The sequence below is a fragment of the Pseudoalteromonas sp. AWH4_217 genome (genome assembly GCF_056161105.1).
Genome location: NZ_JBSWYM010000018.1, coordinates 1 through 23,326 on the forward strand (window position 1 = coordinate 1; position 23,326 = coordinate 23,326).

General features: G+C 50.2%; 18 protein-coding genes and 4 tRNA genes. 10 read left to right on the top strand and 12 right to left on the bottom strand.

Annotated elements, in window-relative coordinates:
• The 8 genes from ACXAH1_RS19500 to murB all read right to left on the bottom strand — a co-directional run.
• Positions 1-91 (bottom strand): GTP-binding protein (locus ACXAH1_RS19500; RefSeq protein WP_021438671.1); only part of this gene is annotated, 91 nt, incomplete at its 3' end.
• Between the two features lie 142 nt (positions 92-233).
• Positions 234-309 (bottom strand) — tRNA-Thr (locus ACXAH1_RS19505).
• A 12-nt stretch (positions 310-321) separates the two neighbouring features.
• Positions 322-396, bottom strand: a tRNA-Gly gene (locus tag ACXAH1_RS19510).
• Between the two features lie 44 nt (positions 397-440).
• Positions 441-525, bottom strand: a tRNA-Tyr gene (locus ACXAH1_RS19515).
• Positions 526-566: 41 nt separating this feature from the next.
• A tRNA-Thr gene (locus ACXAH1_RS19520) sits at positions 567-642 on the bottom strand.
• 128 nt (positions 643-770) lie between these two features.
• Complete coding sequence (locus ACXAH1_RS19525) at positions 771-1,469, bottom strand: type III pantothenate kinase (RefSeq protein ID WP_475198894.1); 699 nt, start codon at positions 1,467-1,469, stop codon at positions 771-773.
• Positions 1,466-2,461 (bottom strand): bifunctional biotin--[acetyl-CoA-carboxylase] ligase/biotin operon repressor BirA, encoded by a 996-nt coding sequence (gene birA / locus ACXAH1_RS19530; RefSeq protein ID WP_475198895.1) that lies wholly within the window; start codon positions 2,459-2,461, stop codon positions 1,466-1,468. Before birA ends, ACXAH1_RS19525 begins: the two co-directional genes overlap by 4 nt.
• Positions 2,454-3,467 (bottom strand): UDP-N-acetylmuramate dehydrogenase, encoded by a 1,014-nt coding sequence (gene murB, locus ACXAH1_RS19535; protein ID WP_475198897.1) that lies wholly within the window; start codon positions 3,465-3,467, stop codon positions 2,454-2,456. Before murB ends, birA begins: the two co-directional genes overlap by 8 nt.
• Positions 3,468-3,597: 130 nt before the next feature.
• On the opposite strand from murB, the gene ACXAH1_RS19540 reads away from it, so the two are divergent.
• Positions 3,598-5,445, top strand: a complete 1,848-nt coding sequence (locus ACXAH1_RS19540; RefSeq protein WP_475198899.1) for a M1 family metallopeptidase — start codon at positions 3,598-3,600, stop codon at positions 5,443-5,445.
• 23 nt (positions 5,446-5,468) lie between these two features.
• Here ACXAH1_RS19540 and ACXAH1_RS19545 read toward each other — a convergent pair whose 3' ends face one another.
• On the bottom strand, positions 5,469-6,122 hold the full coding sequence (locus ACXAH1_RS19545; RefSeq protein WP_475198900.1) for a DUF2057 domain-containing protein: 654 nt from the start codon (positions 6,120-6,122) through the stop codon (positions 5,469-5,471).
• 217 nt (positions 6,123-6,339) lie between these two features.
• On the opposite strand from ACXAH1_RS19545, the gene ACXAH1_RS19550 reads away from it, so the two are divergent.
• The 5 genes from ACXAH1_RS19550 to ACXAH1_RS19570 all read left to right on the top strand — a co-directional run bounded on the left by ACXAH1_RS19550 (position 6,340) and on the right by ACXAH1_RS19570 (position 16,917).
• A complete protein-coding gene (locus ACXAH1_RS19550; RefSeq protein ID WP_253049089.1) occupies positions 6,340-6,711 on the top strand; it encodes a histidine triad nucleotide-binding protein in 372 nt (123 codons plus the stop codon).
• Positions 6,712-6,938: 227 nt separating this feature from the next.
• Entirely contained in the window at positions 6,939-7,595 is a 657-nt protein-coding gene (locus ACXAH1_RS19555; protein ID WP_054016069.1) for a helix-turn-helix transcriptional regulator, read from the top strand.
• A 119-nt stretch (positions 7,596-7,714) separates the two neighbouring features.
• On the top strand, positions 7,715-9,871 hold the full coding sequence (locus tag ACXAH1_RS19560) for an ATP-binding protein (RefSeq protein ID WP_475198903.1): 2,157 nt from the start codon (positions 7,715-7,717) through the stop codon (positions 9,869-9,871).
• A 132-nt stretch (positions 9,872-10,003) separates the two neighbouring features.
• Entirely contained in the window at positions 10,004-13,333 is a 3,330-nt protein-coding gene (locus ACXAH1_RS19565; RefSeq protein WP_475198904.1) for an amidohydrolase family protein, read from the top strand.
• A gap of 275 nt (positions 13,334-13,608) precedes the next feature.
• Positions 13,609-16,917, top strand: a complete 3,309-nt coding sequence (locus ACXAH1_RS19570) for a methyl-accepting chemotaxis protein (RefSeq protein WP_475198905.1) — start codon at positions 13,609-13,611, stop codon at positions 16,915-16,917.
• Positions 16,918-16,984: 67 nt separating this feature from the next.
• Here the strand turns inward: ACXAH1_RS19570 and ACXAH1_RS19575 are convergent, their stop codons facing one another.
• Together ACXAH1_RS19575 and ACXAH1_RS19580 are read right to left on the bottom strand one after the other, a co-directional pair.
• Positions 16,985-17,770: an amidohydrolase gene (locus tag ACXAH1_RS19575; protein WP_475198906.1), complete on the bottom strand. Its 786-nt coding sequence runs from the start codon at positions 17,768-17,770 to the stop codon at positions 16,985-16,987.
• Positions 17,758-18,897: a methionine aminotransferase gene (locus tag ACXAH1_RS19580; protein ID WP_475198908.1), complete on the bottom strand. Its 1,140-nt coding sequence runs from the start codon at positions 18,895-18,897 to the stop codon at positions 17,758-17,760. The genes ACXAH1_RS19575 and ACXAH1_RS19580 overlap by 13 nt, the downstream gene beginning before the upstream one ends.
• Before the next feature lie 113 nt (positions 18,898-19,010).
• Between ACXAH1_RS19580 and ACXAH1_RS19585 the strand changes: the two genes are divergently transcribed.
• From ACXAH1_RS19585 to ACXAH1_RS19595, 3 genes are read left to right on the top strand one after another with little or no spacing between them, the layout of a single operon-like run.
• Positions 19,011-19,625, top strand: a complete 615-nt coding sequence (locus tag ACXAH1_RS19585; RefSeq protein ID WP_475198909.1) for a methylthioribulose 1-phosphate dehydratase — start codon at positions 19,011-19,013, stop codon at positions 19,623-19,625.
• On the top strand, positions 19,622-20,308 hold the full coding sequence (mtnC, locus tag ACXAH1_RS19590) for an acireductone synthase (RefSeq protein ID WP_475198911.1): 687 nt from the start codon (positions 19,622-19,624) through the stop codon (positions 20,306-20,308). Before ACXAH1_RS19585 ends, mtnC begins: the two co-directional genes overlap by 4 nt.
• Positions 20,305-20,847: a 1,2-dihydroxy-3-keto-5-methylthiopentene dioxygenase gene (locus ACXAH1_RS19595; RefSeq protein WP_475198912.1), complete on the top strand. Its 543-nt coding sequence runs from the start codon at positions 20,305-20,307 to the stop codon at positions 20,845-20,847. The genes mtnC and ACXAH1_RS19595 overlap by 4 nt, the downstream gene beginning before the upstream one ends.
• A 24-nt stretch (positions 20,848-20,871) precedes the next feature.
• Here the strand turns inward: ACXAH1_RS19595 and mtnA are convergent, their stop codons facing one another.
• On the bottom strand, positions 20,872-21,894 hold the full coding sequence (gene mtnA, locus ACXAH1_RS19600) for an S-methyl-5-thioribose-1-phosphate isomerase (RefSeq protein ID WP_475198914.1): 1,023 nt from the start codon (positions 21,892-21,894) through the stop codon (positions 20,872-20,874).
• A gap of 181 nt (positions 21,895-22,075) precedes the next feature.
• On the opposite strand from mtnA, the gene mtnK reads away from it, so the two are divergent.
• Positions 22,076-23,278 (top strand): S-methyl-5-thioribose kinase, encoded by a 1,203-nt coding sequence (gene mtnK / locus ACXAH1_RS19605; protein ID WP_475198915.1) that lies wholly within the window; start codon positions 22,076-22,078, stop codon positions 23,276-23,278.
• Positions 23,279-23,326: the final 48 nt, after the last annotated feature.

The following is a 23,326-nucleotide window of genomic DNA, read 5'->3' on the forward strand; positions in this document are numbered from 1 at the left end:
CTGCAGTTAGGGTAGTTTTACCGTGGTCAACGTGGCCGATAGTACCAACGTTAACGTGCGGTTTCGAACGTTCAAACTTTTCTTTTGCCATGACGGAACCTATAAGTTTTGTGTATCTAGATTACATATAAAAATAATCCACACGCCACAACGGCGGCAGACTAAAATTATTAAGTACAATTATAAATGTTTTTATGACAAATCAAAGGAAGTATTTAGGAAGATCCGAAGACTGGTGCTGATAGGCAGATTTGAACTGCCGACCTCACCCTTACCAAGGGTGCGCTCTACCAACTGAGCTATATCAGCACACCAGAAAACTGGAGCGGGCAGCGGGAATCGAACCCGCATCATCAGCTTGGAAGGCTGAGGTAATAGCCATTATACGATGCCCGCTTTAGGAACCTGTTCTTAACTACCTCTAACCGTCAAGAATAAAGTGGTGGAGGGGGCTGGATTCGAACCAGCGAAGGCAGTGCCGTCAGATTTACAGTCTGATCCCTTTGGCCGCTCGGGAACCCCTCCACGTCAAAAAATTCTTGTCTAAAGCGTTGCTGTTTAAAAACTGGTGCCGACTATCCGAGTCGAACGGATGACCTACTGATTACAAGTCAGTTGCTCTACCAACTGAGCTAAGTCGGCACTGCTTTAGTACGGGGCGAGATATTAGAGGAATGGCCGGGACTATGCAACACCCAAAGTAAAAAAAATCACAGATAATTGTTTAAATGGTCACATTTACAGCAAAAACTTGTATTGCAGGCAAATTATTATGCAAACTGCTGATATTTACGCCAGTACATCAGGCCCTGCAATACCAAAATATCATTATATGTACTTGGTCGGGCTAAGTGTTGTTGCATTAATTCGCCATATCCGCCAGCACAAATAATCACAGGCGTGTCGTCAGACTGGCCCAAATAGTATTCCAGCGCACCCAGGGTTGCGACCAGGGCACCATTTTTGACCGCGTTGGGTGTATTGGTACCCAGCTCAGGCAAAAACAAACTGGTGTCATCACTGAAAACTTTCTGAGTGTTACTGACCAGGCTGCTGATCATCATATCCAAACCGGGCAAGATCCAGCCGCCCAGATGTTGTCCGGCTTTATTAAGCACATCTATTTTGCTGGCGGTGCCACAATCGAGTATCACGCAGCTTTGTTGCGGATAAAGATGATAACAGGCCACCACCGTCAGCCAGCGATCGACTCCTAGGTTCTCAAATTGCGGATAAGCGCAAGTTAGCCCACCCAAAGTTGCACTGGTCTTAGCCTGATAATGTGGAATCGCCAGTTGCTGCGCACGTGCAATTAGCGGTGCGACCAGCTCCCCCTTACCCACCTGCGCAATCAGCACTTCTTCTATCTCTGACCAGGGAATGTCTGTCTCAGCCACTAAGGTGATAACTTCCCCTGCCAGCGTTGCCGTTTTCAGTGCCGTATTGCCCACATCTACCAGCAATTTCATGAGGCTTCCTTACGCACTGAGATTTCACCGCCATAATAGGTTTTTAGTTCACCATCCTGACGCAGCACTAGTCCACCTTGCAGATCTATGCCTTCACAAATACCCCGCCACTGTTTTTGACCTGTGGTTAGAGTCACGGCCTGCTCACGATGCACATTCAGTGCATTCCATTGCTCTGTCATCACGCTCAGCCCGTGGCGCTGATAGATCTCCAAGCGCTTTTGCAAACACAGAGTCAGCACAGCCACCAGCTGATTTTTATTCACTACACTGACGTGCTGGCTCAGATCCGTCCAGGCCTGGTCGATTTGTCCGGCGGCGCTGTCCGGCATCGCGACATTAAGACCAATGCCAATCACCAGATGGCAAGGGCCTTCAACCTGACCGTCCAGCTCAACCAAAATGCCCGCCAGCTTTTGCTCATTCAGATACACATCGTTTGGCCACTTCAACTGCACATCCAAATCAAACAAGGCTTTAAGCGCATCATGTACCGCCAGCCCGACGGCAATCGACAACCCCATGGCAGCCTGCATACCTTCATCCAGCTGCCAGTAACAGCTGTAATATAAGTTGGCACCAAATGGAGACTGCCACTGACGACCACGCCTGCCGCGCCCGGCCTGCTGCATTTCCGCAACCAGCACTTGCCCTTTTGGAATAGACTGGTGGGCCTGAATACGACGCATCAGCTCGCTGTTCGTCGAATCAATAATTGAATGCACTTCTATCTGACATGGCGTGTCACTGAGCTGCGCCCAGCTCTGACGGATCTCGGCTTCTGCTAATAGAGGTAAACTGTTATTAAGTCGATAGCCCTTACCCGTCACTTTAAAAATGTCGATGCCCATTTGCTGTAATGACTTAATGTGCTTAGACACCGCCGCCCGGCTGATCCCCAACTGTTCGCCCAGTGCCTGTCCGGAGACAAATTCGCCGCACTTCAGGGCATGTAAAATGGCCAGCTTATTGCCATCGGGTGCTTTAACCATAGTGCGCTTCCTGTATTGTAATTTCACCCTGCGGGCCTATCAGCCTGACCTCATGCTCCAGCACAATATCAAACTGGGTAAGTATAGTGTGCTGAATATGGCTGATCACCGCCTTAAGGTCCTCACCATTGCTGTGGCCTTCATTGACCAGCACCAGGGCCTGGCGCTCATAGACCCTGATCCCACCCTGCTGATAGCCTTTAAGCCCGGCGCGTTCAATGAGCCAGCCAGCGGCCAGCTTGCTATGCTGCGCATCGACCGGGTAACTGGGCAGGTCGGGATAACGACTGGCTAAGGCATCGGCTTGCGCTTTATCGACCACCGGATTTTTAAAAAAGCTCCCGGCGTTTGCCAGCACCTGAGGGTCGGGCAGTTTACTGCGTCGGGTTGCCATCACTTGTTCAGCGACCACCTGTGGGGTCACCGTTTCGTGGCAGAGTGTTTTTAGCGGGCCATAGCTCAGCACAGGCTGCCACTGCTTAGGTAGATGCAGTATCACTTCAGTGATAATAAATCGGTCTTTCAGCGCATGTTTAAACACAGAATCGCGATAGCCAAGCTCACAGGCTGCTTTATCTAAGGTTTGCATGGTTCGGCTGGCAATATCAAAGCCCTGTACCTGATACAACACATCGGCCAGCTCCACGCCATAAGCGCCGATATTCTGGATCGGGGCTGCACCCAGGGTGCCCGGGATCAAGACTAAGTTCTCCAGTCCGCCAATCCCTTGTGCCAGCAAATGCATCACCAGTGCATGCCAGGATTCGCCGGCTGCAGCGCGTACAACATAATGATTGGCTTGTGCTTCGATAGCCACGCCACGATTGGCCATTTGGATCACTGTGCCCGCATAATCGCTCAGGAACACACTGTTGCTGCCCTCACCTAAAATATAAAACGGCGTACTAAAGTCGTGGTCGTAAAGCTGCGCCGGATCGGTAATACGCAATAATGTGTGGCACGATGCCGGTAGCGAGAATGTGTGTAATGACTGCAAAGAATTCACACCCGAACCCTGTAACTAATGCAAAATTGCCGCTAGTGTAGCCTATCCTTGGCTCTGGCGCATCAAGGTGTCATTTTGGCACTTAAGTGGTATAACATCGGCTCTACTCACATCATGAGCAAGGATAATAATGAAACTTTCTGCCCTAACCTTTGGTCTTGCCTTAGCAGGCCTGTCACATACCGCGCTGAGTGCTCAGGCGGTGGACGAACACACCTATGCCAACCTCAACGACGTGATCAGTACACACCTTCACCTGGATCTGGATGTCGACTTTGCAGACAAACAGCTGGAAGGTTTTGTGGAACACACGCTGGCATGGCAAAACAAACAAGCCAGAACCCTGGTGCTGGACACCCGTGACCTTGAAATAGACAAGGTGATGTATCAGGGCAGTAACGGCAAATGGTACCCAGCTTCTTTCACCCTTGCTAAACGCGATGATGTGAAAGGCGCCAAACTGACTATCCGCTTTAAGCAACAAGCGAAAAAAGCGCGCATTTACTACAACAGCTTGCCACAGGCATCCGGTCTGCAATGGCTGACACCAGAGCAAACCGCCAGCAAGTCGCACCCATTTATGTACAGTCAGTCTCAGGCTATCCATGCCCGCAGCTGGATCCCCGTCCAGGACACTCCGGCGATGCGCGTTACTTATTCCGCTCGTGTTAATACACCCAAAGATGTGCGTGCAGTCATGAGTGCCGACAACAGTGGCGCGTTAATCAAAGATGGCGACTATTGGTTTGATATGCCGCAGGCCATCCCGCCTTATCTTATCGCCATCGGTGCCGGTAACCTCGAATATAAAGAGATGTCGCACCAAACCGCCATCTTTGCCGAACCACAGATATTAGATGCCTCTGTTGCTGAGTTTAATGACACCCAGGCGATGATAGATAAAACCAACGCCATGTACGGCGAATATGCCTGGGGACGCTATGATTTGCTAATGCTGCCGCCAAGCTTCCCGTTTGGTGGCATGGAAAACCCACGCTTATCCTTTATTACGCCTACCGTCGTTGCGGGTGACAAAAGTCTGGTTAACCTGATCGCCCACGAGCTGGCGCATTCCTGGTCGGGCAACCTGGTTACTAACGCCACCTGGGAAGACCTGTGGCTGAACGAAGGTTTTACCTCTTATGTCGAAAACCGCATTATGGAAGAAGTGTTCGGTCGTGAGCGCGCGGTCATGGAGCAAGCTTTGGATTCCGCCAGACTACGCACCGTTGTCAAGGAGTTGCCTGCACCAGATACCCGCCTGAACCTGCGCCTCAATGGTCGCGATCCGGACGATGCATTCAGCACAGTTCCTTACACTAAAGGTCAGCTGTTCCTGATCTACCTGGAAGAAAAGTTTGGTCGTAAAGTGTTTGATGCCTTTGTTAAAGGCTACTTTGATGCCTACGCGTTTAAATCGCTGACCACCGCCGAGTTTGTTCAGTATATCGAGAAGCACCTCATCAACAAACATCCTGGCATTGTCAGCATGGATAAGGTCAATGAGTGGATCCACCAACCGGGATTACCGGCCGATGCACCGAATCCGACCTCAGATGCATTTGACAAAGTAGATGCCGCGACAAAGGCCTGGTTAGCTGGAAACAGCACGCTTAGTGCCATTCCCACCACCAGCTGGACAGTGCACGAGTGGCTGCACTTTATTAATAACCTGCCGCGCGACCTGGCACAGGATAAAATGGCAGCGCTCGATCAGGCGTTTGGGCTGACCAACTCAACCAATGCCGAGCTGGCCTTTGCCTGGTTTATGCTGGCCGTTGGCAATGGCTATGACGCCATTTACCCGGCCCTCGACAAGCACCTCAGTGGCATTGGCCGCCGTAAGCTCATCGTGCGCTTGTACAAGTCACTGGTTGCCAATGGCAAACGCGACTGGGCCTATGAAGTGTATCAAAAAGCCCGCCCGGGCTATCACCCGTTAGCACAAGGCACCATAGATGCCATCTTTGCTAACTAATTGATACCGGTAATAGTACGGCCTCATTGAGGCTGTACTTTTTCTAAAAACGCCGCGCGCTGAGCCGGGCTAGCCTGTTGCCACCAGAACTCCAGCATCGCCGCTGCATCGGGCTTACCAGCCTGAGGCGCTGCGGGTAAAGCGTCAGACAAAGCAGGCTTACTAGCTTGAGGCGCCACAGGCGGTTCGACAGGTAAAGAGTCAGCGTAACCAGGCTTAGTCGCCGGGGTTTTAAGCCTTTCTGCCACCTGCGGGACAGAGCGGATCCGCAGTTGTTCAGTCAGCGTTTTGACTGGTGTGCGTGTCCCACCTGGCGCCTTCAGCCACAGCTGTGGCTGCTTTGCAAACTGCTTAGCGGCTTTAAGTGTATCGGCCCGTTCAAACTCCACGTGATAACTTCCCTGCTCACTCACCTCAATGGTGATCCAAAAAGGCTTAGACTCAATCACTTCATGGTCGTCATAGCCGATTTCATATAAGTCCGTATACTTGACCCGGATCTGATGCATCCCATTGGAAAGCGTCAGATCTCGCACTTTGTTAAAAAATGAATGCTCTATTTCCTGCTGCCCCACCTGTAACGGCAAAAGTTCTTCCGGAAAATGCAACTGCGCCGCCATAACACGCCCACATAACAGGCTGACGCACAGAAAGTAAAAAATGCGTATTTTCTTCATAATTCCTCTTTATTTTGTTGTTAATGTGGCTGACACTTAGCTGTGAACCTAAAATAGCCACAGAGTAATTAAGCGTCCTGTTCGGACTAAAACACTCATTCACCGGAGATTGGTATCCGCTTGTCGAGTGACTAAACTCTGAACAACACTTTTCGCTTGTATCTTACTCTTTGCACGCTATGCTGATCAGCTAAACTTTCGTATACAAGGAAAAATAATGAGCCAAGAAACAATTTTTACCAAGATAATTAATCGGGAAATTCCCGCCGATATCCTGTTTGAAGATGAGTTGGCCCTGGCGTTTAAGGACATCAATCCGCAAGCACCCTTTCATGTTCTGGTGATCCCTAAAACACCGATCGCCACCATGAATGACATTAATGAAGAAAATGCACACCTGGTTGGGCATTTGTATCTGGTAGCAGCTAAACTTGCTAAAGAACACGGTTTTGCAGACGACGGCTATCGTGCGGTTATGAACTGCAATAATGATGGCGGTCAAACGGTTTACCACATTCATTTACACGTACTTGCAGGAAAAGAAATGGGCTGGCCTCCATATCAAGATAAGAAAAAAGTAGTAGGCTAAATTATTCTTTGTTAATGAATGTAATTTACTAACATATTAGCAAACAAAAAAATAAGAACATAAATATCAAAGCCTTAAGGTTTTACCTGAGGCTTTAATTCGACAACAAGATCAGAAATGCCACAATATATAGCAGAACAATCTATTTATTGATGATATTTCTAATACAAAAGGTCTGAGTCCCGTGATAGCATTGCGTAATCAGACAGAATGAGAGTGTTTTCCACATGAGCAGTACTGCATTTTTATTGCTAGACAAAGAACCTATTAACACCATAGGCGTCAATGTATTACAACCATTGCTGAAAACTCAGGGGTTGGACGTAATCACCGGGACAGATATTTCAGAAGTACCAGAGAACACTCGTTTACTCTTCATTGAAACGGCTGTCAATGATGCCTGGGGCAAGTTAAAAGAGCAGCTTGTCAACCTCAAGGTCAGTTGCGACATTGTGTTGTTTAATCTTGATGAAAACCCTGAACTGGCTAATCGTGCCTTGCTCAGTGGTATCCGCGGCGTCTTCTATACCACGGATAATGCGGATGTACTGATGAAAGGGATCCGCCTGCTGATGGAAGATCAGCTCTGGTATCGTCGTGAGATTATGTGTAATGCACTGAACCGCATGCTGCAGTTTAACAAAGACGCACTACACAAGCTGACTGAAGGTGATATTGAGCCGGTTAAACTCACCAAGCGTGAAAAGGCCATCATTACCTTAATGAGTAAAGGGTCAAAGAACAAAGAAATTGCGGAAGATCTGAACATCAGCCCACACACAGTGAAAACTCACCTGTACAGTGCATTCAGAAAAACCAAATGCCGTAACAGGATTGAATTATTGTCCTGGGCGCAACAAAATATCCCGGACGAAATCCGCTAGTTTACGCCTCATTGTGAATGTGCCGATGTTAACTCGGCACATTTTACCTTTTAGCACCGCTTTACTGATCCTATTCTTCCTTTTATGCTAGCAAAGTTCATTTATTGCTAGAGCGCACCATGCTGGATCCTAAAACTCTATATGTTACCAGCGTCGTCATGACTGCCATGATGACCCTTCTTAACTACCTGACATGGCGTGCGAATAAAGACACTCCAGGCACACTGGTCTACATTTTCTATCCTATGGTGTTGTTTGCCGGTATCATCGGCTTTGCACTTCACAGCCACTTTCAGCAGTGGCAAACCATAGGCATCGCTAACGGTCTGCTCTTTGCCGCCTCGATACTTCATTGCTGGGCAATTAGTCAGTTTCTTGGAGTCCGTGATAAAGCCTTTCAATTTTATCTAATCGTCACCGGCGTTTTATTTTGTGCTCTGGTTTATTTCAGCGCCATAGCGCCGGGTCTCAGGCAACGTATTCTGATCTCCGATCTACAGCACATCGCCGAAGCACTGCTATTGCTGTACTACTTTGTCCGCTATGCCCACCCTTTATATCCTAACGGCAGCATTGTATATCTCATTGTGCTGAGCTTTATCCTTTGCGTTTTTACCGGTCGTACTGTGCTCATGGGGGAAATCCATCATGGCAACCTGCTCGACAGCCCCTGGTTTACCATTACCCTGTTTTTTAATGGCGTACTGGCACCCATCTTTTATGCCACCGGTATGGCTATTTTATGTAATGAACGGCGCGAACATAACCTTAACCGCCTGACCGAAAAAGCACAGCAAGACCTGGAAATCCGCGGTTTGTTTCTGTCCACGGTCAGCCATGAGATCCGCACCCCACTCAATGGCATACTCGGCAGTGCTCAGCTGGTACTCAATCGCATAGGGGATCAAGCCAGCAAGGCATACTGCGAAGCCATTATTAATTCAGCCGAGTCTCTCAACCTCCTCATAGATAAAGTACTTGATTACGCCAGCCTGGAGCAAAGCGACGAAGTACTGGCCGCCGAGGACATTGAGTTTAAAAGCTGGCTCAACAATCTGTGTCTGCTAATGACGCCTATGGCAGAGCAACGCGGGCTAACCTTTACCTTGGTATACGATATGCCTGAGCAGGTTTGCTACTACTGTGATCAGCAAAAACTTCGTCAGATCCTGTTAAATCTGGTAGGTAACGCCATCAAGTTTACCGATCAGGGTGAGGTAAAGGTCTGTGTTGAGATGATCAAAGAAGGCAATATGGCTCACAGGGTACGTTTCAGTGTGATCGATACCGGCCCCGGCATTGAAGAGGAAGACATCGAGAAGCTCACCGAGCCCTATGTGCAAAGCAGTGCTGGTAAAACAAAAGGAGGTACCGGGCTTGGACTGGCCATCACTGCGCGACTGCTGGATAAAATGGGCAGCCAACTGGAAATCCTCAGTGAGCTCGATAAAGGCAGTTCATTTAGCTTTGATTTAACGCTGACTGTCGGAGAGCTCAGCCTGGTCGAGAAGCGCCATCATAATGTCGACTATGCCACCGGCCTGGACATTTTGTTGGTCGAAGACTTGGATCTGAACCGTAAGATTGCCATTGAATTTATGGCCAGTGACGAACACAGGATAAAACTGGCCAACGATGGCGAGAGTGCCATCGAGCAGCTTACCGAACATGCATTTGATGTGGTATTACTGGATATGAATTTACCTGATTTAACCGGTCAGGAGGTACTCAAGCGACTTAAAAACATTGAACACAAGAATCGGCGCACCCCATTTTTGGCCTTTACCGCCAGCCTCAGTCCGGAAGAAATCAAAGAGTATCTGGCACTGGGGATCCGAGATGTAGTCGGTAAACCCATCAAACAAGATAAGCTGCGTCAGGCCATCAGTAATTCGCAAAAAGCGCAAAAACCAGATATCAGCGTCGAACTAAGCGATACCCTCTATGATGAAAGCGCGGTAGGCTCACTCAGCGGCTTCAGCGAAGATGAAGTCTCATCCATCTATAACGAATTTGTTTTGTCTGCCCGGACTAAATTACGCCACATTCAGCAATTGCTGGATGAAGATGATCAACAGTGTATTAAGCTCTTGCATCGCCAGGCCAGCACCGCGCTCCAGCTTGGTTTTAATCGCTATGGTTTAATGCTTAAAAAAATCGAGCGCAGGCTGCTGGATAAAAAGCGCTGTGATGAAGAGCTATCCGATGCCATGGTGTTATGGCAGCAAAGCCTGGAAGCCTACCTGCAGTATGTGCGTCATCACACGCTCAACTAGGCAGCTTCATGCAAACGCGCAAAGCATTACTTTTATCGCCAGAATGTCGACTTTATGGGAAAAGTTAGTCATTCTAGCTGACACAGGGTGCTGTGCTACCCAAATAACAAGAAATCTGAAGGAAATTTCATTATGACACTACTTAAATCACCGCTGGCCATTGCCATCGGTGCGGCCATGATCGGCCTCAGTACGCCCTCAGTGGCGGCAACCACAGATAAAGCTGAACAAGCCAGTACTAAAGAGTGGAACGTGCTGACTCCCCCGGGTGACAAGCAAACCATTACCATAGACACCAACGAGACAACCTGGAGTAACCTGGATGTCAGCCCGGATGGTAAATCCATTATTTTTGACATGTTAGGTGACATTTATGTGATGCCAATGAGCGGTGGTAAAGCCACAGCGATCACCAGTGACAGAGCCTGGAACTTCCAGCCTAAATTCTCTCCCGATGGCACAAAAATCGCCTTTATCTCGGACCGTGAAGGGGCAGAGAACCTGTGGGTGATGGACGTCAACGGCGACAACATGCGCAAAGTCTCTGATGAGTCTCATAACCTACTGCATAACCCCGCTTGGTCACCAGATGGTCAGTACATCGCGGTTAAGCAAGGTCAGGTAACGGGTCGTACGATTCCGGGTGGTTCAATCCGCATGTACCATATCTCAGGTGGTAAAGGTGTGGTGGTAAGAGATCGTTTACATGGTGCTAAGTCGCAGAAAAACATCGCTGAACCCGCTTTCTCAACCGATGGCAAGAAACTGTATTACTCAGTCGATGCCACACCTGGTGTCACCTGGGAATACAACAAAAATGCCCTGGGATCCGTGTTTGAGATCCGCTCATGGGATCTGGCCACTGGTGAAGAAGAAACCGTGATCCGTGGCTCCGGCGGCGCGATTCGCCCAACACCGAGCCCGGATGGTAAATCATTGGCGTTCGTTAAGCGTATTGAAAATGGCAAGGTCATGCAAAGCGCCTTGTATATTAAAGATCTGAAATCAGGTATCGAAACTGAGATCTTTGCCGGCCTGGACCGTGACCTGCAAGAAGCCAATGGTGCACAAGGTAACACCCCGGCATTTGCCTATACACCGGATGGCAAAGCCTTAGTTTTCTGGGCGGGCGGCGTATTCCATAAAGTCGACATTGCCAGTAAACAAGCCAAAGTGATCCCAACTCGTGTTGTTGCTGAGAAAGAAATCACACCTGCGCTTAAATTTGCTGTCGACGTGGCACCGGATACTTTCAAAGTCAAGCTGGCGCGCTGGTCACAGATTTCTCCGGATGGTAAAACGGCGCTGTTTCAGGCATTGGGTCATTTGTACACCAAAGACATCGCTTCAGGTAAAGTACGCCGTGTAACAAAGCAAAACGACCACTTTGAGTTCTACCCAAGCTTCTCACGTGATGGCAAATACATCGTATACACCAGCTGGGACGATCAGGACCTGGGTGCCGTACGCATAGTATCAGCCAGTGGCGGCACAGGCCGAGTGATCACCCAAGACCCAGGTCACTATATCAACCCGAGCTTTTCACCAGATGGTAAACATGTCTTGTATCGCAAAGTGACTGGGGGCTACCTGCTCAGCGGTGACTGGTCGATGGAACCGGGCATTTACCTGACCAGTGCCAAAGGTGGTGAAGCCAAGCGCATCATCAAACATGGTGACAACCCCCACTTCGGCGCAGAAAAAGACCGTATCTATTTCAGCGTCATGAGCGATGGTACACACCGTGAACTAAAATCTGTTGACCTCACTGGTGAAAAAGAGCGTTCACACTTCAAGGGCGACTACATTTTTGACTACCGTGTTTCTCCTGATGGTCACTATGTTGCCTTCATCGAAAACTTCAACACCTTTGTGGCGCCATTTACCAGCACAGGTAAAACCCTGTCAATTAACAAAGGGACTAAGTCGTTCCCGGTCCAGCAAGTCTCAAAATATTCTGGCGACTTCCTGAACTGGAAAGCAGACAGCAGTGCGTTAACCTGGGCTTTTGGTCCTACTTTGTATCAGCGTAAGCTCACAGATACCTTTGCGTTCTTAAAAGGCGCAGCAGCCGAGCCGGCAGAACTGACGGCGCAAGGCATTGATCTGAGCTTTGAGAAAAAGGCCGACAAGCCAGAAGGTATATTGGCCCTGGTTGGTGGTAAAGTTGTGACTATGCGTAACGCAGACGAGCAGCAAGAAATCATCGAAGATGGGGTGGTACTGATTGAAGAAAACCGCATTATTGCGGTGGGCACTCGAGCTGATATTGAGATCCCAAGTAAAGCCAAAGTAATGGATATCACTGGCAAAACTGTGATCCCAGGTCTGGTAGATGCACACGCCCACGGCAGCTACGGCAGCCATAACCTGCAACCGGAACAAAACTGGAATCAGCTATCCAACGTCAGTTTTGGTGTTACCACGATTCATGATCCATCCAATGACTCGAACGAAGTCTTCTCTATGGCTGAATTACAGCGTGCAGGTTTGACCGTCGCACCGCGTATTTACTCGGTAGGCCGTATTCTTTACGCAGGTAATGCTCCGGGATATAAAACCCCAATCAGTAATCTGGAAGACGCACAATTCCATGTTAAACGTCTTAAAGATGCGGGGGCTATCACAGTGAAGAGTTATAACCACCCACGTCGTGATACGCGTCAGCAAGTGCTCGAAGCTGCCAAGCAAATGGAAATCATGGTGGTACCGGAAGGCGGTTCTAAGTTCCAGCAGAACATGAATATGATCATCGATGGCCACACCGGTCTGGAGCATGCGCTGCCCATCCCGAACATCTATTCTGACGTTACGCAAATGTGGAGCCAGACCAAAGCCGGTTTCACCCCAACGTTTAACGTGGCCTACGGTGGTATCAAAGGGGAAGACTACTTCTACGACACCACAGATGTATGGAAGAACGAACGTCTGGCCAGTTTTGTTCCAGACTACATTCTGAACCCGCGTTCAGTGCGCCGTGAAAAGGCACCTGAACACCACTATAACCATATCAACGCTGCAAAATCCGCGAAACAACTGCGTGATAAGGGCGTAACGGTACACATTGGTGCGCACGGCCAGCGTGAAGGTCTGGGCGCTCACTGGGAGCTGTGGTCAATGGCGCAAGGTGGCTTTACGCCATGGGAAGCGCTGCGCAGTGGTACCATCGATGGTGCCAAATATCTGGCTATGGACCACGACATTGGTACCATTGAAAAAGGCAAGCTGGCAGACTTAGTGATCATTGACGGTGACGTACTGAACGACATCCGCGAATCAGAAAAAGTCGCTTATACCGTTTTGAATGGTCGTATCTATGATGCTGCGACGATGAACGAAACGGGTAACTATAATGTGCAGCGTCAGCCGCTGTTCTTCGAAAACGGCAGTAAAACGCCAATGCACCCGGCAACGGAAGCGTATATGGAAGAGAAAGCACATAAATATCACTGGAAACACTAAAACCAGATCATTTCATTGCTAAAGCAGCCGAAAGGCTGCTTTTTTTTCGCCTACCTCTCTATCTGCGCATTTATCTTCTGGCAGCAATGCCTTACACACCTCAACTTGTCCCGCTCTGTACGCTGGATATTGTCGAGAACTGTTCTAAACTGTGTCACTGAATAGGATACTCTGTCGTCAGGCTCATGCTATGATGGCGGCGCAGCGAGGCCGCGTTTACAGGCGCCACCAGCACGGCCTCACGGGTATATCAGCTAATACAAGGAGCAGGGAGCATGTCTGATCTCAGCCACTTCTTTAAGTCACTTAACCTGACACAAAAATTGATCTCGGCCTTTCTCTTGGTCGCCCTGATCCCAACCGCCATCATCATCACTATGGCCCTGATGCAAGCGTCCGATGCTATGACCCGACAGGTCTATGCCCAATTGGGGGCAGTCGGTGAAATTAAAGAAAGCGCCATTGAGCGTCATTTCAATGGCGTGCAGGATAAACTGGTATCGCTGGCTGTGAACCCCTATGTCAAGCAAGCGGCCAGGGACTTCATCCAGGCCTATGCCGAAGTCGATGATGCCGTTGCAACACCCGCCAGCCTGACGCGCTTTTATCGCGAGCAGTTTGCGCCACGCTTTAAATCACTCAATGAGCAAGCCGCACCGCCCGCAATATTACTAGACGACTTGTCCCCTCAGGGGGTCACTTTACAAACCCGTTACCTGGCCGAGAACCCGCATCCTCTGGGGGAAAAGCTTAACCTGCTCAGTAGTCCTGTTGACGACACATACGATCAAGTGCACAGGCAATACCATGAGTTTTTTACTAAAATTGCCGACGTTTACGAGTTTTACGATATTTTCATTGTCGATAATCTGAATGGCAATGTTATCTATTCGGTCTATAAAGAGAGCGACTTTGCCACCTCACTGCTCTACGGCCCTTACTCAAAGAGCAATATTGCCAAAGCGTTTCTCTCAGCCCGCGAGTTAAGCCAGGAAGGCGATATGGCGTTTGTTGATTATGAGCAGTATTTGCCTTCTTACAATGCCCCAGCCAGTTTTGTCGCGACCCCGTTGGTGATCGATGGTCAGGTATCAGCCACATTAATCTTCCAGCTCTCGATAGACGCCCTGAATACCATAATGACAGAACGTCAGGGGCTGGGAGAAAGCGGAGAAACCTATTTAGTTGGTCCGGAGGGCCTGATGCGCTCAGACTCTTATCTGGACCCGGTTCATCACTCAGTGACGGCCTCATTTCGTCATCCGGAAAAAGGCACTGTGAATACCGAAGCATTCAAACTGGCTATGCAGGGACAACAAGGGCAGAAAGTCGTACTCGACTATAACGGCAACCCCGTTTTGTCGGCCTATACCTCAGTAGAGGTGTTTAATGTGCGCTGGGCGCTGCTGGCTGAAATCGACGAAGCCGAAGCCTTTGCGCCAATCAATACCTTGCGCACCCAGTTACTTATGGTGCTGGCGGCCTGTATTATAATGATTATTCTGGCCGCGTTCTGGTTCGCTCGTACTCTGACTCGTCCGGTCCACGCGCTGGTAAATACCATTCGCAAAGTGGAGCAAGAGGGTGACTTTGCTTTACGCACTGAGATAAATACTTTGGATGAAATTGGCCGCTGCGGCGAGGCGTTTAACTCCCTTCTGGACGCGTTGCAGCTATCTATTTCAGAGACAAACCGAGTAATGAACCGCATGGCCGCAGGTAGATTTGACGACAGGATCAGTGTGCCGTGTAAAGGGGAGCTGGATACCCTGAAGCGTGCTACGAATGACTGCGCGCAAAGCCTGCAAGCGGCATTGAGTGATGTAGGGCAAGTGATCCATGCAATGTCAGAAGGCCAGTTTGACAAGCAGCTCCAGTCCGAAATGAGTGGCGACCTGGCAACCCTCAAACAGCATATCAACACCTCTATGCATTCTATCAATGCGACTATGACAGAAATTGTCAGCGTGATGTCGGAGATGGAGCAAGGTCACTTCCGGGGGCAAGTGCAGGTTGAGGCGCAAGGTAGCCTGCAACGGCTAAAAATAAGCGTAAATAACTCAGTAAGCAGTGTTGCCGGGGCCATTGACGGGCTCGCCGCTATGATGAGTGCACTACGTCAGGGCGACTTTAGCCAGCGTCTTGAGTTACCGCTACGTGGCCAGCTTGAGGAACTCAAAGACGACACTAACTCCAGCGTGGAGAATCTCGCCGCCATTATCGAAGACATCGGTCACACTATGGCTGCCGTCAGCGAGGGAGACTTCAAACAAACCGTATCAACGCCAGCTCAGGGGCAGCTCGGGGAGCTCAAGGAACACATTAATGTCTCGGTACGCAGTGTCGATGAGGCCATCAGTGAAATTTCATCGGTCATGATGGCAATCAGCCATGGTCGCTTCGACCGCACTATCAATTCTCCTATGTGCGGTCAGCTGGATACACTCAAAGGCGATATCAACCACTCGGTGAATAATCTCAGCCGCGTCATAGAAGAGCTGGCCAGCGTCATGTCGGCGATGAGCCAGGGAGATTTCACCGTCCAGATTGGATCCGACTTGCAGGGCCAGTTATTGCAGCTAAAAGAAGATGTCAACGCCTCCACAACCACTGTTTCTGACGCCATCAATGAAGTTACACGGGTATTGGGCGCGCTGGCTAAAGGACAGCTGAATGAACAGATCAATGGTCACTACGAGGGCGTATTTGAAACACTGCAACGCGATGTTAATGCCACCATCGCTAAGCTAACTGAAGTGATTGAAGGGATCCAATATGCGGCGGGTCAGGTGACCCAGAGTGCCGGCGAAATAGCAGCTAGCAACACAGAGATCAGCCAGCGTACCGAAGAGCAGGCGGCCAACCTGGAAGAAGCCAGCGCCAGTACCAGCCATATGCTCGAAGAACTGACTTTAGTCGCCAAACAATCGGGCACTGCAGTGGAGCTGGCAAGTAATGCGGAAACCATAGCCAAAGAAGGCGGCTCTCTGTCACAGGATACCGTGGCAGCCATCGGTGAAGTGAACCGGGCCAGCAAAGACATTAATGAAATTGTGTCAGTGATCGATGCGCTGGCTTTTCAAACCAACTTGCTGGCACTCAATGCCGCCGTAGAAGCAGCACGGGCAGGTGAAAATGGCCGGGGTTTTGCGGTGGTTGCAAACGAAGTGCGTGAGCTGGCGGGTCGCAGTGCCGCTTCTGCCAAGCAAATCAAAGAGATCATTGCGAATAGCAACGAGAAAGTGGAGCAAGGCACGCAGCTGGCTAATCATTCGGGTGAGAAGCTTGATCAAATAGTCGAAGCCGTCGCCGATGTGAGCCAAAACATAGTGAAAATCAATCTGTCGACCACCACACAGCAGCAATCGATCAAAGAAGTGGATATCGTTGTGCAACGCCTGACGGACTTAATTCAGGAGAACTCGGCTATCACGGAAGAGACGATGGCGGCAGCACGACAAATGTCAGAGCAGGCCAATGCGATGCGTGAGTTACTCGGTTACTTTGAAGTGAATGCGCGTCAACAGAGCGCCCTGGCGTCACCTGAACAGGAGCTGCTGATCCACAGCTATAACGCCTCTTAAATCTGCACGGAGGTCCATCAGTGTATGTACAGCGCGGTTTAGGTTTCCCCGCGCTGTATCTGGTTTCTTATTGCAGGGCAAATGAGTCCGCATCCAGGTGCGCAGGAAAGCCCAACTTGAAGGACTCCAGAGACGCCTTGTCCAGGCTGACCACCAGCACATCGGCTTTATCATCCGCGATACCCGCCAGTAGGGCGCCGGTGTAATCATATGCGGCTGTTCCGCCATTGTGTGCTGTGCCATAGCCATCCTCACCAACCCGGTTACAACCCAGCACATAACACTGGTTTTCAATCGCCCTGGCTTGCAATAACGTATCCCAGATGCGACGTCGGGCAGCAGGCCAGTTTGCCACATTGATCATCACATCATAGTCATTGCGATTACGCTGAAATACTGGAAAGCGCAGGTCATAACACACCTGAGGTAAGATCCTGAAGCCATTTACCTCGAATACCACACGCTCCTCTCCGGCAATGACATACTCCCCTTCTTTGCCCAGACAAAACAGGTGGCGTTTATCATAGTAACGCACTGTGCCATCCGGCCAGCACCAGTAAAAACGATTGGCTTTCTTGTTACCTTGCATCACCAGTACGCTGCCCGCCACAACTGCCTGCCAGCGCTGCGCCTGCTGTTGTAAAAAAGCCAGGGCCTTACCCTCCAGGGGAGGTTCTGCGCAGGGTTCGGCCAACGCAAAGCCTGTCGCGAAGGTTTCCGGCAAAATGATTAGATCACAGTTGTGTAATTGATCCTGTTGGGCTTGCAGCTGAGTATCCAGCTGAGCAAAGTTATTCTGAGGTGCCAGCCAGTCAATCGACTGCTGCACCAGTGCAACGGTTAAAGTTGACATAGGCGCTTCGCAGCCTCCTGTAAGGTGCTGTCTTCTTTGGCAAAGCACAAACGGATCACCTTATCTGTACTGCCGCCGGCATAGAATACACTGAGGGGGATCGCCGCAACGCCGACTTCCTCCGCAAGATATTCGCAAAAACGCACATCGTCCAGTGACGAAATGGCGCTGTAGTCCAGTAACAAGAAGTAGCTGCCTTCGCTTGGCAAAATGGTAAATCGGCCCGGCTGAAGTGCTTCAACCAGCAGATCACGCTTATGCTGATAGAAATCAGACAATGCATCGACATGCTCCGGCTCCTCTTTGAGCATATCAGCCAGCGCCAGCTGCGCCGGGGTAAAGCAAGAGAAGGTGACATACTGATGGATCTTACGAAACTCATCACTGAGCGCCTCAGGTGCAATACAATATCCCAGCTTCCAGCCGGTGCAATGAAAGGTCTTACCAAAACTGGCCACCACCATGGCTCTGGCTGCCAGATCAGGGTCCCGCAACGCACTCATATGCGGCTGAGCATCAAAGGTAATATGCTCATACACTTCATCGCTGATCAGAAACAGGTCGTGCTCATTCAACAATGCCTTTAACGCTGTCATATCTGCTGCTTTTAGCGTTTTTGCACTTGGGTTATGGGGTGTATTGACAATAATAGCACGTGTTTTTGCCGTCACAGCGGCTGCAACCTGTTGCCAGTCAACCCGATAATCCGGTGCCTGCAACGCGATATGTACACTGGTACCGCCGGCCAGCTCAATGGCTGGATGATAAGAATCATACGCGGGGTCGAACACTATCACTTCATCACCCGGGCGCACCAGCGTCTGAATGGCCACAAACAGTGCTTCCGTGGCGCCAGCTGTCACGGTAACCTGAGCCGCAGCCTGGACCTTAGCCCCGTATTTTCGCTCTACCAATGCGGCAATTTGCTGTTGTAAAGCAGGCATGCCGGGCGAAGGCGCATACTGATTCATACCCGCCTGAGCATACTGGGTCAGTCCGAGTTTGAGCCGCTCAGGCGCATCAAATTCAGGAAAGCCCTGAGACAGATTGAGTGCACCATGCTGATTGGCCAGCGCGGTCATTTTTGAAAAAATACTGGTACCTACATGAGGTAATTTACTTTCCACGGCCAAGTCCTCGTTTGCGTGTGGTGTAACGGCCCAAGCGATGCTATCATTGCTTCAAATAGAAGTATAGCCGTCTAAAATTATCCACGATATTACTCGTGAGAGGTAAGCGTATGCAATCAGCACAAGCAAAACATGCCCTGATAGAAGCCGGAGGCTGGCTCAGCGAACAGGGCTGGGTACCGGCAACCGGAGGCAATTTCTCCATTAGAACAGAGCAAGGCTTTGTTGTCACGGCCAGTGGTCATGACAAGGGCGCATTGCAACCTGAGCATTTTCTGGAGTTCGACACCAAGGGTACACAGACAGCCGGCACTGGTAACCCCTCGGCTGAAACCGAGCTACATCTTGCGCTTTATGCACTCAGCCCTCGCACCCACTGTATCTTACATACCCACTCTGTTGCCGCCACTGTCTTGTCACGCCTGACAGCACATCACAGCCTGGACATCACTGGGTATGAAATGCAAAAAGCCCTGCATGGCTATACCAGCCACCTGGAAACTCTGGCCATTCCGGTATTCGATAACGATCAGGATATTCCCGCCCTGGCTGGTCGGGTAGCTGAATATCATTCCCATACGCCTATCCAACACGGCGTGCTGATCCGCGGGCATGGGTTGTATGCCATGGGTGCCGATATCAACGAAACCCGTCGCCATATTGAAGCACTGGAATTTTTGTTTAACTGCGAACTGACGCGCCGACAACTGGAAAAAAACGGATGATCAAAGCAATTCTAACCGACATCGAAGGCACCATTACGCGCATCTCTTTCGTTAAAGAGATTTTGTTTCCCTATGCCGCGAACAACCTGACAGATTTCGTCACTCAGTATGCGCAACAACCCGAAGTCAGTGCGCAATTGGACGCCGTGCGCGCTGAACTGGGCGAGCCTCGCGCTTCGCTGGAGCAGGTTATTCAGGCGCTACTTAGCTGGATCGCCGAAGATAAAAAAATAACCCCGCTGAAGCAATTACAGGGCATGATCTGGCAGCATGGTTATCAGAATGGCGACTTTACTGGCCATATTTATCCGGATGCCTACCAGTTTTTGTGCACAGAGCATGACGCCGGCAAGGCACTTTATGTATATTCATCCGGCTCCGTTCAGGCTCAACAACTGCTGTTTGCGCATTCAGACTATGGCGATATGCGACCTATGTTCAGTGGCTATTTTGATACCCGGGTGGGTGCCAAACAACAGCCTGAAGCCTATCAAACCATTGTCAGTCAGTTATCTTTTGCGGCGCACGAAATTCTCTTTCTAAGTGATGTCGTGGCCGAACTGGATGCCGCCAAAGCAGCCGGATTGCAGACCTTACAGCTGTGGCGCGATGCACAGCCACGTGCACAACAGCACAAATATATTGAAGATTTCAGCCAATACCATGCACAGGAGTCGCTATGAGCCAGTTGACCGTTTTCCACGACCAGCACCCGAATAAAATAGAGTTCCAGAGTGAAGCACATCACCAGATAGCCGCCCAACTGAGTGAAGTAGGTGTACGTTTTGAACAATGGCAGGCCGCTTACGATGTCGCCCAGGCCACCTCTCATGACGATATTCTTTCGGCTTATCAAGCAGATATTGCGCGACTAACAGCACAAGATGGATATCAAACGGTAGATGTGATCTCCTTACCCAAAGGTCACCCCGACGCAGCCTCACTGCGCCAGAAGTTTCTCTTTGAGCATACGCATAGCGAAGATGAAGTCCGCTTCTTTGTGCAAGGACAGGGGCTATTCTGCCTGCATATTGGCGAGCGGGTGTACCAGGTGCTGTGTCAGCAGGGCGACCTGATCTCAGTCCCTGCCAATACACCTCACTGGTTTGATATGGGCAGCGATCCTGAGTTTACGGCGATCCGGCTATTCAACAATGAACAAGGCTGGGTAGCACAAAGTACCAGCAGCCCAATCGCAGAGCGCTTTCCGTTACTGGATTAAAACGCCCTTACGGCACGGGTCTTCTCATACCGTGCCTAATACGCCAGCTGCAACCTCTTGCGGATAATATACCCCGGTATCGAGTACCCAGGCCGTGACTAACGCGGCAGGCGTGACATCAAAGGCAGGATTGTACACTTTCGCCTGCTCCGGCGCCCACTGGCAACGACCAAAACTGCCACTCACTCCGGTGACTTCTGTCTCTGCACGCTGCTCAATAGGAATGTCCTGCCCGGATGCACAGCTGCTGTCCAACGTCGTCACTGGTGCAACAACATAGAAGGGGATCTGGTGATAATGCGCCAGTACAGCCAGGTTATAAGTCCCCACCTTATTTGCAAAATCGCCGTTAACCGCAATGCGATCTGCGCCGACGAAAATCTTATCGACTTTGCCCGCTGCCATCAGGCTGGCTGCCATATTGTCGCAGATCAGCGTGTATGGGATCTGCCACTGAGCCAGCTCATAGGCCGTCAGGCGTCCCCCTTGCAACAGAGGCCGGGTTTCATCAACCCAGATATGAATATTCGAATGTTGCCTGGCTGCATGATGGATAACTCCTAATGCCGTACCGACACCTGCGGTTGCCAATGCCCCGGTGTTGCAGTGAGTGAGAATATTATCTCCGGATTCAACCAACTCAGCTCCGAATGTAGCCATTCGGTCGCACAAGGCGCAGTCTTCCTCAAACAAACGCTCCGCCTCAGCAACCACGGCCTGCGCATACTCGGGTTGTTGCAGCGCCTCGCGTAGTCTGACCATACAATGCATCAGGTTTACTGCGGTTGGACGCGTCGCGGTCAATTCATCAATGGCGTCGCTCAATTGCGCTTTACTGCTGCCCAGCTCTGCCAGATAAGCCACCAGCAAGCTGGCCGCCAGGCCAATCAAAGGCGCCCCGCGTACTTTAAGTGCTAAGATCAGCGACTTCATCTGCTCCACATTTTCGCAGTGATGCCATAGTTGCTGATGTGGCAGCAGATACTGGTCCAGCACTTGAACCATGCCATTTTGATATTTAAGACTGCGTGCGATTAACTCTTTCAACCTTGCTTCCTCCGGCTTGCTCCTGAGTAATGCCAATCATCAACCAGACCTGCCCGTTCAGCGTGATCCCATAATGAAATGGCTGGCAACTATTCTACATCAAGATCTAAAGATGTATAGACTTCTAAACGTTTGCAGGTATAGAATGCTGATCTAATTTTATTCTATGTGGATGATCCGGATGAGTGCTTATCAGGCGTTTAACAATGAAATGGCCATTGAATACATCAATAACCTGGGGGGGATCTTCCCGCCAGACGCCCAGCTGAACTGCTATGAGTTTGGCGATGGCAACTTAAACCTGGTGTTCAGAGTCACGGATCAACACAACCACAGTGTTATCCTGAAACAGGCACTCCCGTATGCCCGCTGCGTTGGTGAAAGCTGGCCATTGACACTGGACAGGGCGCGTATTGAAGCCAACGCATTACTCCGCCATGGTAAGGTCTGCCCGACGCACACCGTTAAAGTGATACATCATGACAGTGTGCAGGCCGTCACCATACTCGAAGATTTAGGCCACCTGCGCATATTGCGTGGGGAGCTCAATGCCGGGCGTACCTTTGCAAATCTGGGGCGGGATGTTGCCCGGTACCTGGCCACAACCAGCTTTTATCACAGCGATTTCTACCTCAGCGCGACCAAAAAAAAATCCCTGGTACAGACTTTTACCAATCCGGAACTTTGCGCCATCACGGAAGAGTTATTTTTTGATGACCCTTATCAGGACTCTGAGCGCAACCACTATCCCGAAGCGCTGAGCCCTGAAGTCAGTAAACTTCGTCGCAATAAAACACTAAAACTGGCCATAGCGCAGCTCAAAACACGCTTTTTGTCTTCGCCCCAGGCACTGTTACATGGTGATGCCCACAGTGGCAGCCTGTTTGTTGATGACACAACAACCAAACTTATTGACCCGGAATTTGCCTTTTTCGGCCCCATTGGGTTCGATCTGGGGTCTTTCATCGGCAATTTGCTGTTGAACTTCTGCGCCCAGCATGGCCGCATCAGCGAGCCATCGAAACGCCGTGATATTCATACATATTTGCTGCGCACCATAGATAGTTGTCTCAACGAGTTTGAGCAGCAGTGGCTCAGTTTGTGTAAACAACAGGGTAAAGACAGCACTTTGCTGGTAGCAGGATATGCTGAACACTTTTTACATGAAGTCTTTCAGGATGCCATCGGTTACTGTGGTTGCGAAATGATCCGACGGACAATAGGTCTGGCCCATGTCAGCGATCTGGATGAAATTGAGGATGATCAGGCTCGTCTTCGCGCCCAGCGCCTGGCTCTGGAAGTGGGTGAACAGCTGATCCTGCACGCCCGTAGCTGTCACAGCAAAGAAGCTTGCTACCAGCTGATCATCAGTGTATTGCAGTAATTCAGAGCCGCAAGCAACGCAGATCAACCCTCATTTGCGGATTGTTCT